This window comes from Paraburkholderia sp., assembly GCF_049581445.1.
Taxonomy (GTDB): Bacteria; Pseudomonadota; Gammaproteobacteria; order Burkholderiales; family Burkholderiaceae; genus Paraburkholderia.
The window spans coordinates 13,404-28,224 of the sequence record NZ_JBAURZ010000259.1; the positions used below are offsets into that span (position 1 = coordinate 13,404).

A 14,821-nucleotide genomic window follows, 5' to 3' on the forward strand; every position below is an offset into this window, starting at 1 on the left:
ATGAAACTTCGTCCAAAAGCTCGCCCATTAATCACGCTATTCGTTTCGTTGGCCATCGGTGCCTCACCCGCTTTGGTGAACGCCCTGACCTCCAGCGACCCGGATGCCGCCGCGCTGTTCGGCGCCATGCAACTTTCATCGACGCAGCAGACGACCGGCACGGCTACGGTCTCCCTCGCCACGGCCTCGGTCGGTGCGGATGCGCTACGCGACGCGAGCGGGAACATCGGCGTTAACGTCACAGCGGGCGCGCTGAATGCGCAGGCCAATCAGATCGCGCTGATCGGCGCACCGTCGGCAGATATCAATACGTTTCAGGACACACGCGCCGCAGCCTCGATCAACGGCAGCGGCAGCGCGACCCTCGCCGCCGGGGCCCTTGCCAAGGCAAGCGGCAACATCGGCTTGAATATCGGGTCCGGCGTCGGCAACGCGCAATCGAATGCGCTCGCGATCCACTAAACCGCCCCCTCGCAGGTAGACCCACCAACGCATTTCTCGCCACGCGCCGCGTCCGCGCGGCCGTTGCCTCCGCTCAACCTTGCCGCTTCAAAAGTTCAACACTTCCGTCGAAGCATCCCATCAGCGGTCCACATCGTTCGTCACGCATCGAAACATTCCTTTGCGCCGCACCCTAGACTCGAAGTCCGATAGCTACGACGGAGAGCCCTCATGATCGCCACCACGCAAGCCCTGATTCACCATCAATGGCATCACGCGTTCGACGCGCAGGCCTGAGGATGTCACACGCTGAATTGGATCCAGGCATTGCGCGCAAGGTACTCGCCGCCACCAGCATCAGCTACGATGGTTTTGCTGGACGCCTCGATCGTCAACGTCGCGCTTGAACAGATCGGCACAACGCTCGGCAACCATATCACCGGTTTGCAATGGGTGGTCAACGCTTACACTCTAAGTCTCGCGAGCCTTCTTCTCACGGGCGGCACGCTTGGCGACCGGCTCGGCGCACGGAACGTATACGCCGCAGGTCTCGCGCTATTTGCCTTCGCCTCCGCGCTGTGCGGTTTCGCGCCCAACCTGCTGACGCTCGGTTGCGCACGCGCGTTGCAGGCGTGGGCAGCGCCTTGCTGGTTCCGTGCTCGCTCGCGCTGATCAATCGCGCCTATCCCGATCCGGCTGGGCGTGCGTCGGCGGTCGGCGTATGGATGGGCTGCGGTGGCATCGCAATGGCGTCTGGTCCGCTGGTCGGCGGCCTCATGATTCACTGGCTTGGCTGGCGCAGCATTTTCTTCGTCAACATTCCGGTGGGACTGGCGGGCCTTGCGCTGACGCGGTCAATCGCGCGTGATGGCGCTACACAGGCTCGTCACTTTGATCTCGCCGGTCAGGCTGCGGCCATCATCGCATTGGGGACGCTCATTGCCGTGCTGATCGAAGGATCGCGCCGCGGATGGCACTCGACCTCCATCCTGTCCGGGATCGCATTAAGTGCCGCCGCATGGTTCGTTTTCCTGATTATCGAAAAACGGCGTGCAGATCCAATGCTTCCTTTAAGGTTCTTCAGAAACCCGCTGTTCGCGGCATCCACCTTGGTCTCGATGGCATCGGCGGTGGTGTTCTACGGCCTGCTGTTTATGTTCAGCATCGGCTATCAGACGATACGCGGCGACTCCCCGTTGCAAACGGGCTTGGCGTTCTTGCCCACGACGATCATGGTTGCGCTCGGCGGACTGAACTCCGGTCGTGTGGTCAAGCTGTGCGGTACAAGAGGGTCGATGTGCGTGGCTTTCGGTTTATATACCGCCGGCTCGCTAGGCTTGCTCTCGGCGGGGCCCTCGGGCGTCCGGCTGGCTCGCCGTCGTACCGATGCTCGCCATTGGACTGGCCGCTGGCATCGTGTCGCCTGCGGCGACTGCGCCGGCTATGGGCACTGTCGCCCCCAATCGTGCCGGCGTCGCCGCAGCGATTCTGAATTCCGCCCGGCAAAGCGGCGCGGCTCTGGGGGTAGCGGTGTTTGGCGGCTTCATCAGCGCGCAGCCCTTCGAAGCGGCCCTGCGGATGGCGCTGGAAACTGCCACAGCCATCTCGCTCGTCGCGGCGCTAGTCTGGTGGACGGTCTCGCGAGAGCCGCGCAACGCGCAAAGGCAAACGCACAACGCATGCGAGCAGGAAGTACGCAAAGGCAAAACCAGCGCGCCGTCACGCGGTGTAATAGCTGTAAGAGCGCGTGAAACCCGGTGTGAGCCATAGGCCGCTACACTGGGTTGACCTCATCCACCCCCGGTGAGGTATTGTGTGAGTCTCCTCAGTTTAGCCCGCCCCAACCGGCGGGCTTTTTTACGACCCGGCCGCGAGCTTGCGCCGACACATTCAAACCGCGAGCAAGGCCTGCTTCTCGCGCGCATCCGCGCAACGTCGATTCAAATCCCGATGCATGGCCTGGCTGTCGAGCAGCACCGATACATCTGTCAGCCCGTGGTCGAACCGTAGGACATATTCGATGTCGGTGTAGTCGTGATATGCGCCACTATCGGCCAGCTTGCGCGCTTCGGCGATGGCGGCGTTCTGCCGCTCGCTTTTGGTCAAATCTCTGATCGCCATAATTGCCGCTCCGAGGAACAGTCACTCCATCATAGCAACGGCCTAGGCGTCGCAAGGTAGCGCGCAAACAACACCCGCAAATTTCTATCTCAATGCCCCGAGGTCGCCTATGCTGCCGTCCGCCAGCCCCGCAATGGTCTGACGTGCGCCTAACGTAAGCAACTGTAAATAGGGCTCGCGTCCCAATGTGCATGCAGTTCAACGTGCTTGCCCCGCCGGAGGAAATGCGAGCTCCGCGTGTCGTAATGCACCGTCACACGAGAAGTCGAACAAATCGCGCGGTGAACTCCTCCAACGCTTAACAGGAGGACAACCATGCTCAAAGTGATCGCGCTTATCGCACTGGCGGCCAGTCTTAGCGGCTGCGTTGTTGCGCCTACGCCGTATGGCTACGCCCCGGCTCCCGCGTACGGTTACTACGCTGCGCCCGCTGTGAACGTCGGCGTTGGGTTTGGCGGCGGGTGGGGCGGCGGCTGGCGTCGATAATAGTGCGCAACGGCTCGCATAACGCAAGACTGCCGCTGACGCACGCCGGACTCGCGCACAAAAAATTGCCCGCACGAAGCGGGCAAATAAGACCTTCCACCGATGCCTCCTTGGGAGAGGCAAATCCAGTGTAGAGGGGTTTGCTCGCGTTTGTGTTGCATCAATGTTTCACATCATTACGCGCAGACGGCACCGCATCTGAGTTGCTCAAAGCGGAAACGTTTCGGCCTCAAAGATAAGTTCGCCCATCAAGAAACACGCTCGCAAATAACAACGCGGCTGCCGTCAAAAACGGCAGCCGCGTGTGGCTCAAGCGGGGACGACCTGATCAGTACGCGCCAGGCGGCGGCGGGGGTGGCGAACCCGGCGGCGGGGGCGGCGGCGCTGTGACGTAACCGCCGTTTGCAGGCTCTACAGTGCGCATGTGGCCGTTCACAGGAATCCGCTCGCCGGATGCATACATACACTGCATGTAGGCGTAGTCGTAACGCTGCTGCACATCGTAAGCCGAACCTTGCGACGATCCCGCGCCAAACAGACTACCCGCCAGCAGACCGGCACCTGCGCCGACAGCCGCGCCGCTGCCGCCATTGAAAGCCGCGCCAGCGGCTGCGCCCAGTGCCGTGCCGATCACAGCACTTCCGACCGCGCTCGTCGTCGCAGCCTGGTTGGTTGAAACGCCACCCACCTGCTGAAACGCGTATTGCCGGCACGAATTGTCGTCAGCGCGAAACTGATCAAAAGTCTTGCCGGTGCCTGGCAGCGCCATCACGCTGGGGCCGGTCGGCACAACTGCGCACGCGCCGAGAAAACTCAGCGAAGCAAGAACAACATACCTTGAATATTTCATGTCCTTCTCTTTACAGGAAAGCATCTTCAATTGGTGGGTGCCGATGACTGCTGCGCCGGCACAGGCCGCCAACCCGACGAGCACGACTTCACATACGGATAGTAAGTTTTGGTGTCGTCGCAGTAGTACCACATGCTACCGTTCTGTGGCGCAGCGGCAGGCGCGGGGGCAGACTGGCCCTGCTCCACATAGTCCTGCGGCCCGACCGGAACAGGCACCGGCACCGCAACTGCCGGCGGATACGGGTAGTAATACGGCCCCGGTGGGCCCCAGTAGTACCCTCCGCCGCCGATGTACACCCCCACATGGGATGCGTGCGCCACGCCGCTGGCGCAGACCATCAATGCGGCGGACAACCCCAGAAAAATTTTAAGCCTTTTCACAACGATCTCCACGACGAAAACGGGCGCGGAACGCGTGTTCCACGGCACAACTGAACGCTATTCCACTCTGGGCCGCAATACAATTACTACATCGCTCCCGATTTTTTCGGCTCATTACACTACAAGCTTGCCGTTAACGATTGAGCAGCAGGAATTATTCCGGCTCTCGACGGATTGCGGCCATCGCCGCACAGGCAAGATTGCCGCGCGATGATACAGCCTCTGAGTCACGACGGGTTAGAGGCCTGGCGGTAATCGAAGGATACCCAGGCATTAATTATCGCGGCGCGGCAGGACCGCTGCGTGCACGCGACGTCTCACTTTTCTCAGGCTCACCTGAATTGAATCGCGTTCGCACCAGCTCGCATAGCAAACTCAACAGAACGGCACGGCCACCGCATTTATTGCAATTCGCCCGCTTCGGGATACAAACGCTGCAATAATTCTCGGCCACGGTGGGTGAGTTGTAACGTAGCGCCTTGACGCTCGTGCTGTCGAACCTCGATAAGTTGATAGTGGCGCAACGCGAGAACGTCAGGATCACGTTCCTCCAGATGCCGCCCGGTGTCCCGGAGCAACATGAGCGTCGCGAGTTCATGGTGGCTCAGCATCGGACACCTCCATTGATCAATGCATGGGCGATGTCGACATCCTAGAGAGCCGACACTACATTTTGGCTACGGTCTTGTTTCAGCACGTTACGCGGTTACAGCTTCAAGGCCGACGAACTACGCCTGCGGGGGTCGCTGAGTCCCGCACAGCGCCGCTTTGGTCGTCACGCGCCGTATTTATGGCGAGTTACACCTTGCGCTCAAAGGCCATTACGTAAGCTCCCGAAAGACAGGTCAAATTGCCTCGCGGCACAAGCTGACCGAAAGGCGCGGTGCAGCATTTACCGCAGCTACTGCCGCCACAAACAGGCGCGCCTTAGAGCAGCTGTTGAGCAGCCAGTTCGCGTTCAAGCGCGGCGGTGTCGACGAAACGATAGCCCTGCAGTCCAGCCTGAATTGCGCCCGTGACGTTGGCCTCGACGTCGTCGATAAAAAGCACTTTCGCGGGTTCCACGCGCAGATGTCTTACGCAACGCAAATAAAGATCCGGTGACGGCTTGGCAAATCCGAACGACGCCGATGCATAGACCTGCGCGCCAAACACATCGGCAACCGGTGGACACAGGTAATGAATGTGATCGGCCAGCAGGCAACAGTTGTTCGTGAGCACGGCCACTTTGTGGCGACCAGCAACCTCACGCGCGAGCCTGATCGCTTCGGCGTCGGGCGTCATTGCGGCGCGGCGCGCGTCGAGCCAGTCGTCCACCGTAAGGGGATAATCCAGCAGCGCGCCAAGTTCGGCGATGTAATCGGCATCGCCGATCTGGCCGGCGTCGGCACGCCCTTCCAGCCCCGAGTCCCAGATGGCCTGCCGCACCGTTTGTGCATCGCGGCCCACCACACCGGCGAGATGAGCGATACGCGCTGAACGGTCGTAGCGGCATAGCACGTCGTCGAGGTCGAATAGAACCAGTGAAATTGGCGCAGTCATGGATGGCGTCGCTCGCGAGGTGAATCGCCCAGGTCGATGACCCCACGATTCTGACAGAGACGAAAAATCGCATCTACGCGGTCGTCATGCGATGTGCGTAAAACCCCGCACAGGCCGATCGCACAACCCGTTCAGGGCCAATGCGCATTGCAACCCCGCAGGTTTTGAGTACCATGAAATCACGTTCTGCTTTTCGCCGCTTATACCGCGATGCTCACCCGCTCACGTCACTCAGGCGAACTCATCCCAAGCCGCCGCTCATGGCCGCGCGGCGCCGGTTGCGCGTCGCTGCTACTCACCGTCGTCATGGCAGTTACGGGCTGCACTTTCACGCCGCCGCAACGGCCACTGCTGATCACGCCGCCCGCCGCCGTCAACAGCGCCACGCTCGACCAATACCGCATGGCCGTGGCGCGGCGCATCCTCGATCGCAACCCGTCGTATGTCCTGCAAGGCACCCTCCAGCCGATGCTGCGTTCGCTAGTGGTGGTCTCGTTCACCGTCGACCGTAACGGCCAGGTGGTGCAATCAGCGGTCTATCGCACCAATGGCGACGACGAAGCCGAGAGTACGGCGCTGTCGACGCTGCGACGTGCCGCGCCGTTGCCCCAGCCACCGGCAAAGTTGCTCAACGGGCATGGGCAAATCGAGCTCTTCGAAGACTGGCTTTTTAATGACAACGGCAAATTCCAGTTGCGCACGTTTGCCTCGCCACAGGCGCAGACGATCGACTGACTGACCGGCCGCGCCAGCGCCTGCCTGGCGCTGTCGACAAGCAGCCGTGGCCCGACCAACCTTACACACGTTATAATTTTCTGATCCCCCGCCGGGACCTTCCGGCCTAGGTTGGCAACGCCCGCTCACCCGCTCGCGCCGCCCAGCCCGACCTCGCTACGTCCCGCCACGACCGCCGGGATGCATCGCGGGGCACACGAATCCAAACAAAATACGACGCCATGCGAGCGCGCCGCCTACCGGATGCGCCGCGCCCGGCGTCACGAAACTGGAGACCTTGAATGTCCACTTCGCCGATTTCCGCGACCCAGCCCGACGCGGCCGGGAAGAACAGCAGCACGCGGATCATCTTCGCGAGCTTCATCGGCACCGCGATCGAGTTCTACGACTTCTACGTGTACGCGACGGCCGCCGCGCTCGTGATCGGCCCGGTATTTTTCCCGCACGGCTCCGCGACGGCGCAAGCGCTATCCGCATTCGTCACGTTCGGGATTGCGTTTGTCGCGCGGCCGATCGGCTCGTTCCTGTTCGGTCACTTCGGCGACCGCATCGGCCGTAAATCGACCCTGGTTGCCTCGCTGCTGGTGATGGGTGTGTCCACCACGCTGATCGGTTTCGTGCCCGGCTATGACTCGATCGGCAGCCTGGCGCCGATCCTGTTGTGCGTGCTGCGCTTTGGCCAGGGCATCGGCCTTGGCGGCGAATGGGGCGGCGCCGCGCTGCTTGCCACCGAAAACGCACCGGCTGGCAAGCGTGGCTGGTTCGGCATGTTCCCGCAACTCGGCCCGTCGATTGGCTTCCTCGCTTCGAATGGCCTGTTCTTCGGTCTCGCATTGTCGCTCTCGGACGAGCAGTTCCGCAGTTGGGGCTGGCGCGTGCCGTTCATCGTCAGCGCGGTGCTGGTGGCGCTCGGTTTGTACGTACGTCTGAAGATCGCTGAGACGCCGGCGTTTCGCGCCGCCATCGAACGCGATGAGCGCGTGCGGGTGCCCATCGCCACACTGTTCTCCCAATACTGGTGGCCAACACTGCTAGGCGCGCTCGCGATGGTGGTGTGCTACACGCTGTTCTACAACGCCACCACGTTCTCGCTGTCATACGGCGTGTCGATGCTGCACATCCCGCGTCAAAGCTTCCTCGGTCTGCTGTGCGTCGCCGTGCTGTTCATGGCGCTTGCTACCCCGCTCTCGGCGTGGGCCAGCGACCGCTATGGTCGCAAGCCGGTGCTGATCGTCGGCATCGTCGCGGCAATTTTGTCGGGCTTCACGATGGCACCGTTACTCGGCAGTGGTTCGATGCCGCTCGTTCTGCTGTTCCTCGTGATCGAACTGTTCCTCATGGGCGTGACCTTCGCACCCATGGGCGCGCTGCTGCCCGAACTGTTTCCGACCAACGTGCGCTATACCGGTGCAGGTGTCGCCTACAACCTCGGCGGGATCCTTGGCGCCTCGGTGGCGCCGTATATCGCCCAGGTGCTCGCCGCACGCGGCGGGCTGAGCTGGGTGGGCGCTTACGTGTCGATTGCCGCAGCAGTCAGTCTGTTCGGTGTGCTTTGCATGCGCGAGACGCGCGATACCCGTTTGATGTAACGCCTCCCTCCCCCGACGCAGGCGTACCGGGCACATCTGCGTCGCAGTCCTGTCTTATGCCCTCACCGGCTCGCCACAAACCGCGTGGCTGCCGCGCCCTCCCTGGTAGGTTTCCCCTCTTGCACGGCTTTTTGGCGTGCCTATACTCCAATCAAACGCGCTCGAATCAAATCCGTTCGAAGCGGCGGCAAACGCAACGCGAGTCCCAAAGAAACCTGAGTCAAGTCCAACCGAAACCCGATCAGCAACCCGTTGAGCAAGGAGGCAACCATGAACATTCATCTCCAGAACTCAGACATCGTGATGATCATTGCGCTGGCATTGCTTTGTTCTTTGCTGCTTGCCCTGCGCTTTCGCCCGTCCAGCTGGAAAGCCATCGTTCTCGAAGCCCTGGCCGCCAACGCGGCCGCGATCGTGGCGGTCATCGCTTTTGAAATGATGTTGAGCTAAGCCGCGCCTGAATACGTCGGCCAGCGTCGCGCGGTCGGTTTGCCGCGCTGATCGCTGACCTGCCCGCTTCTCTCCCTGAAGTGCCTGTCGTCTACGCCCTACGTTTGGCCCGACTATCCGCAGCGTCTGCGTAACGCTACCCCTCATCAGTCGTAGTAATGGTGATGGTAGCCACCGCCGTAGTACCCTGGCGCCGGTGCGATTACGCAACCACCCAGCGCCGCAGCCAGCAGCGCGCCCGCAATCAAAGTCAGCGTCAAGCGTTTCATGTTGTTCTCTCCATCGAGTCAGTGTCGTTCGAGCGTTCCTCGAATGATGTCGATTGAACACGATGCAGCCAAACGCAAGCGTTGCATTTTGTAAGTGATGATGAGCGCGGCGTTACATGTTTGGCCGGTCAAAGACGCCGCTTGCAAAGGCGCGTTCAAGTGAAATGGCCGCCGCAAACTTGCGAGGGCAGGTGCAAGTGCCCTTTCAGCGAACCGACGGCATCGGTGCTCTGGCCGCCTACGGGCAAAGTGCGTCGTTCTGCCTTACTGCGGAGTGCCTCACAAGTGCATATGATCCGGGAGAATTTCCCACGCATGGGCGAGCCGGCGCAGCGCGCGACCGGTCAACGCGGTCAACCAAAAGCGACACTTCTAACAGCTGTGTAATACGAGCGGATCTAAGCAAAGGGCCTGCGGGCAACAGCCGTCAACGGAAGCGGCATTGTGTCGGCGATGGAACTCAACGAGCCACATGCAGTCTCTATAGAGGTAGTGCCTGTTTGTTCATTGTTGGATCCTCTCCGCCCGCTGTTCCCCGACGCGGGCGTTTTCCGAGGCGTGCCACGGCGGTGCTCAGTCGATTGAGCGCTTAGCGTGTCGCGCCTTTTTTCTTTTAGGTGAGCGGCAAGCGTTGCGCCACCGCCCTATCAAGCACGTATCAACCCGTTATCAGGCCGTCGCGGCGGGATGTGCCGTCACGCCGCCAGGGGAGAGCGGATCCGTGTGGACATAGTCGATCGCTCGCAGCGCTTCGCTGACGGGTGGCACGGAATGGCCGTCGCCAATGGAGATCGAACGGAACGGTGCCTCGATGCCGAAATGGGACGGCGAGGTCGCCACAAAAATCATCACCGTGCGTTTTTGCAGTGCATGGGCGACGTGTACGAAACCCGTGTCCGTGCCGATCACCAGCGCGCACGCATCGATCATGCGGGCAATGCCGTCTACGGTCATCTGTGGCAAAACCGTGGCCCCGGGCACCTTCGCGGCGATGGCAACCGCCTCTTCGCGCTCGCTAGCAGAACCCCATGGCAACACGATACGAAAACCACGCTGGATGAGCTCGCAGCCCACTGAGGCCCAATGATCGACCGGCCACTTCTTGTCGTCTTTCGAGGTGGCGTGAAACAGCGCTGCGACAGGCGCATTGCCTGCATCACCTACGTCAGCTGTACCGAATGGCGCCGCGTCGCCTTCCGGCAGTTTCAGGTTGTAGACCGACGGCCCCTCCGGCTGATAGCCGAGCACCTCGCCCACGCTAATGCGCATGCCCTGCCAGGCATTGCCGAGCGGACGCGGACCGAAACGGCCGCTGTAGGCAAAGGCGGCGCCGCGTTCGCCGAGGTCTTTAGACTGATAACCGAAACGCCGCGACGAGCGCGCCAGAAACGCGATGATCGCGCTCTTGTACACGCCCTGGATGTCGAGGATGTAATCGTAGCGGTAGGCTCGCAATTCGCCGATGGATGCCGCAATGGCCTTGAAATCCGCCCAGCGCCGCGCCTTCTTGAAGCGGCGCAGCGGCGCGCACAGGACCCGATCTACGCTCTGGCTCCAGTGGACCACTTCGGCAAACGCTTCGTCTGCCGCCCAGTCGACCTGCACCCCCGGAAAAGCCCGCTTGATATCGGCAATAACCGGAAGTGCCTGCACAATATCGCCCAGTGAAGTCACTTTGACGATAAGAATTCGCTTCATTGATAAGCCCATTACAGTTTCGGTCGCACCGGCATTTTAGCCGACGATCGGTCGATCTTATAGCCGGCGTGGGGATTTCCCTGCTACACAGGGCGGTTCGGCCCATTGCGCTCCGCTACCTGGTTCTTGTTGCTTCCGCGTCCGCGGGCAATGCAAATACACGCCAAATAAGCCAAACGAGCCCATTTCCAATTTATTTTCAATTCGCTTTCAGCCGGTCGTGCGCCTTATTCGGCCGTTATAATTCAACCTTTGCTTAAGCAAAAATCCTATGCGGGCATTGCCACCTCTCTCCTCAGGCCTCGTACGGCGCACACGGCGCCTGTGGCGCCAGTATGGCGTGTTCTGGCTGGGCGCTATTGTCGTCGGCCTCATTGCCGTGCTGTACGCGAGGCTCATCGACTTCGGCTTCGCCCAATTCCAGTCCATGGAGCACCGGCACTTCTGGCTACCGCTATTCGTGACGCCGGCCGTCGCGGCAGCGTCGGTGTGGCTCACCCGCAAATTCTTCCGCGGTGCAGAGGGAAGCGGTATCCCGCAAGTAATCGCGACGCTGCACGCCAAGCCCGGCGAATATGGCGCGCGTCTGCTGTCGTTTCGTATTCTGTTCGGCAAGATAGCGGTGTCGTTTCTCGCCATCCTCGGCGGCTTTACGATTGGTCGCGAAGGACCCACCGTGCAGGTCGGCGCGGCGCTGATGTTCAATCTGCGGCGCTTCTATCCGCGCTCGAATGCACAAATCGAACGTCAACTCGTACTGGCAGGCGCGTCGGCCGGCTTGTCCGCCGCCTTCAATACGCCGCTCGCGGGGATCATCTTCGCGATCGAGGAACTCACCCGCAGCTTCGAAGCTCGGGCAAGCGGCGTGCTGATCACGGCCATCATCATTGCCGGCGTCATCGCGCTCGGCGTGAACGGCAACTACACGTACTTCGGCACGATCCAGATCGGTACGCATTTTCCGGATCTGCTGGCCGTGGCAGTGCTGCTCACCGGCATCGTCACCGGCGTCGCCGGCGGCTTTTTCTGCTGGCTGCTGCTCAACACGGGGCGCTGGATTCCCGCGCCATTGCGTCAGTTGCATAGCGAGCGGCCGGTGGCATTCGCTGCGCTGTGCGGACTCGTGATCGCCGTGGTCGGCGTGATTTCTGGCGGCCTCACTTTCGGCAGCGGCTACGCGGAAGCGCGCGGCTTGCTCGACGGGCGCGAGCAGTTGTCGGTGTTCTATCCGTTCCTGAAGATGATCTCGATGGTCGGCTCGTATCTGCCGGGCATTCCGGGCGGCATCTTCGCGCCATCGCTTTCGATTGGCGCGGGTTTGGGCAATCTGCTGCACATGGTATTCGGCAGCATGCAACTGCAGATGCTGATCGCGCTCGCGATGGTCGGCTACCTCGCGGCCGTCACCCAGGCGCCAATTACGTCGTTCGTGATCGTGATGGAAATGATCAACGGCCACGCGCTGGTCATCTCGCTGATGGCGACGGCGTTGATCGCGAGCCGGGTGTCGCGCGTCTTTGCGCCACCCTTGTATGAAGCGCTTTCTGAACGTTATATGGCACCGCTGCCGCAACCGGCCCCGGCGCCTGTGCCGGAAGTCCCCGAAGCGCTAATAGATAGCGACACGCCTGCCGAGGACGACGCGGCCGACGAGGTCGACGCGCCGAGCCGGTAAAACGGTCGCGTAGTCCTGGCGCGTCGTTCTTCTGCTAAGGCTACGCGCTGGGAAACGCTCAATAGATCACAACAGGAGCGGCCCGGACATACAACGGCCGACCCGGCACGACGACGCAGCCCGCCAGCGTGATCGCCAACAGGGCAATCGCCAAAAGATTTCTTTTCATGTTTTCTCTCCGCGAGCGCGCAAGCAACCTGCGCTTTGACGACGCGCGGATTGACGCTGTGCTCGTTAGTTGAATGATGTCGCGGGCCTTCAGCCGGTCAAGCTAGCTGTGAACGAAAGGCCCGCTGCGCGGCGCTGAAGCGGTGAGACTCAGTCCGCGCGGACGATATGGATGCGTCAGGACGCATCGCCGACGCGATGCGCCGCAGCAAATTGTTAAGCCCAGTGGCCTTCGATCCAGCGGTAGTTCGGGCCGTGCGCGACCCAATGGCCCGGCACCCAGTGGTAACCGACGCGTTCATGTTGCCAGTGACCGCCGATCCACACATAGCGGCCGTGGTCCCAGCGCCAGTGGCCCTGATCCCACACAAAGCCCGGGCGCGCAGCCGGTACGGCCTCGTAGCGCACCGGAGGCGGCGCGCCCGGCGCGATCACGACAACCTGAGCGGATGCCGAGGCGACGGCCGTTGCACCAGCCGTAACAATCAGAGCTTGAGCGAGCAGCAAACGAAAGGTCTTATTCATGTTCTCCTCTGTTTAAAAGCGCCAGCGACGGCGTTAGTCCTTTAATGCGCGAGGAGGCGTTTTGGCTGACCGCCAACACGTAACGCGGAGCCCGGAAGTGCAACGGAATATTTCCGGCGCACTCCCGCCGGTGAAGGCGCTTCGCCGTATTCACAGGACACGGAAAAGCGCTTGAACACCTTGCAGAAAACCAGCTTGAAGCAAGCCCTTCAGGAACAATACCTGGCGAAAATCAGGCCTGCGGGATTTCGATCTTGACCTCAAGCACTTCGAGGTCGTCCTGGCGCTCGAGACTCACGCGAATATCGTCATCGGAGATCTTCACGTACTTCGAAATCACGGCGACCAGTTCGCGTTGCAACGCCGGCAGATAATCGGCAGGCGCATGGCCGCCGGCGCGCTCGTGCGCGATGATCAACTGCAGGCGTTCCTTCGCTACCGACGCGGATTTCTTCTTCTCGCCCAGCAAAAACGAAAGAATCGACATTACGTGCGCTCCCCTTACTTGGTGCCGAAGAGGCGCTGCAACAGGCCCGGCTTCTGGTAATCGGTAAAGCGAAGCGACTTCTGCTCGCCGAGGAAACGCGACACGACATCCTTGTAGGCTTCGGCGACGTCAGTACCATCCAGATGCACTGCCGGCAAGCCCTGGTTCGATGCATGCAGCACCGCTTCCGATTCCGGAATCACGCCGATCAGGTCGATGCGCAGGATTTCCTGGATGTCGGTGAGCGACAGCATTTCGCCTTCGCTCACGCGCTTCGGGTTATAGCGGGTGATCAGCAGGTGTTCCTTGATCGGGTCTTTGCTTTCGATGGCACGCTTGGTCTTCGACGACAGAATGCCGAGAATGCGATCCGAGTCGCGCACCGACGACACTTCCGGGTTCGTCACGATCAGCGCTTCATCGGCGAAGTGCATCGCCAGCAGCGCGCCGGATTCGATACCGGCCGGCGAGTCGCACACGATGTATTCGAAGTCCATCGCGATCAGGTCGTTGATGATCTTCTCGACGCCTTCCAGCGTCAGCGCGTCTTTGTCACGCGTTTGCGAGGCCGGCAGGATGAACAGGTTCTCGCACTTCTTGTCTTTGATCAGCGCCTGGTTCAGGTTGGCTTCGCCCTGGATCACGTTGATCAGGTCGTACACCACACGGCGCTCACAGCCCATGATGAGGTCGAGGTTACGCAGGCCGACGTCGAAGTCGATCACGGCGGTCTTGCTGCCCCGCAATGCGAGGGCCGATGCAAAACTCGCGCTCGTGGTCGTCTTGCCCACACCACCTTTGCCCGATGTCACCACAATGATTTTTGCCATTACCCTTACCCTGTGTTCGTCAATTTCGTTCAAATAAGTCCGGCGGCAGCCCGCTTCCACGGCACGCGCCAGAAACGGCGCGCGCGGCGCATGGTCAGGTGAGTCGCAGCGGTTCAATCATCAGCTTTTCTTCATCGAGCCAGATCTGCACCGGCTTGCCGAGCACGTCGGCCGGCAGCGGGTTTTCCGTCGTGCGGTAGATACCGGCAATGGAGATCAGTTCCGGCTCCAGACACGTGCAGAAAATGCGTGCGTCGTGGTTGCCATGCACGCCGGCCAACGCCCGGCCGCGCAACGGCGCGTAAATATGAATGTTGCCTTCGGCGATCACTTCCGCGCCGTAGCTCACGAGACCGAGCACCACCAGATCGCCCTTTGCGTAGATTCGCTGGCCGGAGCGCAACGGTTTGTCGACCACCGTTGTTTGCGACGAGGTGGCGAGCTTCACCGGCTCGGCTCCCGGAGTAGCGGTATTGGCGTCCGCTGCAGCGGCATCCGGCGCGGCTACCGCGTCACGCGCCACGTCTGCTGCCGGCTCCGCCATGGGCAGTTCGCCTTGCACCGGTGTGGCG

The 14,821-nt window shown here is 61.3% G+C and carries 17 protein-coding genes and 1 pseudogene; 7 read left to right on the forward strand and 11 right to left on the reverse strand.

Going from position 1 to position 14,821, the window contains the following annotated elements; translation table 11 throughout:
• Both WCA85_RS21985 and WCA85_RS21990 read left to right on the forward strand, forming a co-directional pair.
• Nucleotides 1-462 (forward strand): hypothetical protein, encoded by a 462-nt coding sequence (locus WCA85_RS21985; RefSeq protein WP_424066978.1) that lies wholly within the window; start codon nt 1-3, stop codon nt 460-462.
• 345 nt (nt 463-807) lie between these two features.
• Nucleotides 808-2,192: pseudogene (locus tag WCA85_RS21990) on the forward strand (MFS transporter).
• A 139-nt stretch (nt 2,193-2,331) separates the two neighbouring features.
• Here the strand turns inward: WCA85_RS21990 and WCA85_RS21995 are convergent.
• A complete protein-coding gene (locus tag WCA85_RS21995; RefSeq protein ID WP_424066979.1) occupies nt 2,332-2,562 on the reverse strand; it encodes a hypothetical protein in 231 nt (76 codons plus the stop codon).
• Between the two features lie 315 nt (nt 2,563-2,877).
• Between WCA85_RS21995 and WCA85_RS22000 the strand changes: the two genes are divergently transcribed.
• Nucleotides 2,878-3,048: a hypothetical protein gene (locus WCA85_RS22000; RefSeq protein WP_424066980.1), complete on the forward strand. Its 171-nt coding sequence runs from the start codon at nt 2,878-2,880 to the stop codon at nt 3,046-3,048.
• 328 nt (nt 3,049-3,376) lie between these two features.
• Here the strand turns inward: WCA85_RS22000 and WCA85_RS22005 are convergent, their stop codons facing one another.
• From WCA85_RS22005 to WCA85_RS22020, 4 genes are all read right to left on the reverse strand, one after another.
• The gene (locus WCA85_RS22005; RefSeq protein ID WP_424066981.1) at nt 3,377-3,898 is read right to left on the reverse strand and encodes a hypothetical protein; all 522 of its coding nucleotides are present in this window, start codon (nt 3,896-3,898) and stop codon (nt 3,377-3,379) included.
• A 26-nt stretch (nt 3,899-3,924) separates the two neighbouring features.
• On the reverse strand, nt 3,925-4,281 hold the full coding sequence (locus tag WCA85_RS22010; RefSeq protein ID WP_424066982.1) for a hypothetical protein: 357 nt from the start codon (nt 4,279-4,281) through the stop codon (nt 3,925-3,927).
• Between the two features lie 401 nt (nt 4,282-4,682).
• The gene (locus WCA85_RS22015; protein WP_424066983.1) at nt 4,683-4,892 is read right to left on the reverse strand and encodes a hypothetical protein; all 210 of its coding nucleotides are present in this window, start codon (nt 4,890-4,892) and stop codon (nt 4,683-4,685) included.
• Nucleotides 4,893-5,208: 316 nt separating this feature from the next.
• Nucleotides 5,209-5,823, reverse strand: coding sequence for an HAD family hydrolase (locus WCA85_RS22020; RefSeq protein WP_424066984.1), 615 nt, complete (start codon nt 5,821-5,823; stop codon nt 5,209-5,211).
• A 210-nt stretch (nt 5,824-6,033) separates the two neighbouring features.
• Between WCA85_RS22020 and WCA85_RS22025 the strand changes: the two genes are divergently transcribed.
• The 3 genes from WCA85_RS22025 (at nt 6,034) to WCA85_RS22035 (ending at nt 8,597) form a co-directional block, all read left to right on the forward strand.
• Nucleotides 6,034-6,558, forward strand: coding sequence for an energy transducer TonB family protein (locus tag WCA85_RS22025; RefSeq protein ID WP_424066985.1), 525 nt, complete (start codon nt 6,034-6,036; stop codon nt 6,556-6,558).
• Nucleotides 6,559-6,839: 281 nt separating this feature from the next.
• Nucleotides 6,840-8,147, forward strand: a complete 1,308-nt coding sequence (locus tag WCA85_RS22030) for an MFS transporter (RefSeq protein ID WP_424066986.1) — start codon at nt 6,840-6,842, stop codon at nt 8,145-8,147.
• A 270-nt stretch (nt 8,148-8,417) separates the two neighbouring features.
• Nucleotides 8,418-8,597, forward strand: coding sequence for a hypothetical protein (locus WCA85_RS22035; protein ID WP_424066987.1), 180 nt, complete (start codon nt 8,418-8,420; stop codon nt 8,595-8,597).
• A 146-nt stretch (nt 8,598-8,743) separates the two neighbouring features.
• Here the strand turns inward: WCA85_RS22035 and WCA85_RS22040 are convergent, their stop codons facing one another.
• Together WCA85_RS22040 and waaC are read right to left on the reverse strand one after the other, a co-directional pair.
• Nucleotides 8,744-8,866 (reverse strand): hypothetical protein, encoded by a 123-nt coding sequence (locus WCA85_RS22040; protein WP_424066988.1) that lies wholly within the window; start codon nt 8,864-8,866, stop codon nt 8,744-8,746.
• 669 nt (nt 8,867-9,535) lie between these two features.
• Complete coding sequence (waaC, locus tag WCA85_RS22045) at nt 9,536-10,564, reverse strand: lipopolysaccharide heptosyltransferase I (RefSeq protein WP_424066989.1); 1,029 nt, start codon at nt 10,562-10,564, stop codon at nt 9,536-9,538.
• Between the two features lie 271 nt (nt 10,565-10,835).
• Here waaC and WCA85_RS22050 point away from each other — a divergent pair, with 271 nt between their 5' ends.
• On the forward strand, nt 10,836-12,239 hold the full coding sequence (locus tag WCA85_RS22050; protein ID WP_424066990.1) for a chloride channel protein: 1,404 nt from the start codon (nt 10,836-10,838) through the stop codon (nt 12,237-12,239).
• 384 nt (nt 12,240-12,623) lie between these two features.
• On the opposite strand, the gene WCA85_RS22055 is transcribed toward WCA85_RS22050, so the two are convergent.
• The 4 genes from WCA85_RS22055 to minC all read right to left on the reverse strand — a co-directional run.
• On the reverse strand, nt 12,624-12,932 hold the full coding sequence (locus WCA85_RS22055) for a YXWGXW repeat-containing protein (RefSeq protein ID WP_424066991.1): 309 nt from the start codon (nt 12,930-12,932) through the stop codon (nt 12,624-12,626).
• A 232-nt stretch (nt 12,933-13,164) separates the two neighbouring features.
• Nucleotides 13,165-13,419, reverse strand: coding sequence for a cell division topological specificity factor MinE (minE, locus tag WCA85_RS22060; RefSeq protein WP_008922443.1), 255 nt, complete (start codon nt 13,417-13,419; stop codon nt 13,165-13,167).
• A 14-nt stretch (nt 13,420-13,433) separates the two neighbouring features.
• Nucleotides 13,434-14,249 (reverse strand): septum site-determining protein MinD, encoded by an 816-nt coding sequence (gene minD / locus WCA85_RS22065; RefSeq protein WP_424066992.1) that lies wholly within the window; start codon nt 14,247-14,249, stop codon nt 13,434-13,436.
• A 94-nt stretch (nt 14,250-14,343) separates the two neighbouring features.
• Nucleotides 14,344-14,821, reverse strand: a 478-nt coding sequence (minC, locus tag WCA85_RS22070) for a septum site-determining protein MinC (RefSeq protein WP_424066993.1), incomplete at its 5' end; no start/stop codon positions are given.

Coding starts and splice junctions, on each gene's coding strand:
- WCA85_RS22005 (WP_424066981.1), bottom strand. CDS start 3,898: ATGAAATATTCAAGGTATGTTGTTCTTGCTTCGCTGAGTTTTCTCGGC.
- WCA85_RS22000 (WP_424066980.1), top strand. CDS start 2,878: ATGCTCAAAGTGATCGCGCTTATCGCACTGGCGGCCAGTCTTAGCGGC.
- WCA85_RS22025 (WP_424066985.1), top strand. CDS start 6,034: ATGCTCACCCGCTCACGTCACTCAGGCGAACTCATCCCAAGCCGCCGC.
- minE (WP_008922443.1), bottom strand. CDS start 13,419: ATGTCGATTCTTTCGTTTTTGCTGGGCGAGAAGAAGAAATCCGCGTCG.
- WCA85_RS22030 (WP_424066986.1), top strand. CDS start 6,840: ATGTCCACTTCGCCGATTTCCGCGACCCAGCCCGACGCGGCCGGGAAG.
- WCA85_RS22020 (WP_424066984.1), bottom strand. CDS start 5,823: ATGACTGCGCCAATTTCACTGGTTCTATTCGACCTCGACGACGTGCTA.
- WCA85_RS22035 (WP_424066987.1), top strand. CDS start 8,418: ATGAACATTCATCTCCAGAACTCAGACATCGTGATGATCATTGCGCTG.
- WCA85_RS22055 (WP_424066991.1), bottom strand. CDS start 12,932: ATGAATAAGACCTTTCGTTTGCTGCTCGCTCAAGCTCTGATTGTTACG.
- WCA85_RS22050 (WP_424066990.1), top strand. CDS start 10,836: ATGCGGGCATTGCCACCTCTCTCCTCAGGCCTCGTACGGCGCACACGG.
- WCA85_RS21995 (WP_424066979.1), bottom strand. CDS start 2,562: ATGGCGATCAGAGATTTGACCAAAAGCGAGCGGCAGAACGCCGCCATC.
- WCA85_RS22040 (WP_424066988.1), bottom strand. CDS start 8,866: ATGAAACGCTTGACGCTGACTTTGATTGCGGGCGCGCTGCTGGCTGCG.
- minD (WP_424066992.1), bottom strand. CDS start 14,249: ATGGCAAAAATCATTGTGGTGACATCGGGCAAAGGTGGTGTGGGCAAG.
- WCA85_RS22015 (WP_424066983.1), bottom strand. CDS start 4,892: ATGCTGAGCCACCATGAACTCGCGACGCTCATGTTGCTCCGGGACACC.
- WCA85_RS21985 (WP_424066978.1), top strand. CDS start 1: ATGAAACTTCGTCCAAAAGCTCGCCCATTAATCACGCTATTCGTTTCG.
- waaC (WP_424066989.1), bottom strand. CDS start 10,564: ATGAAGCGAATTCTTATCGTCAAAGTGACTTCACTGGGCGATATTGTG.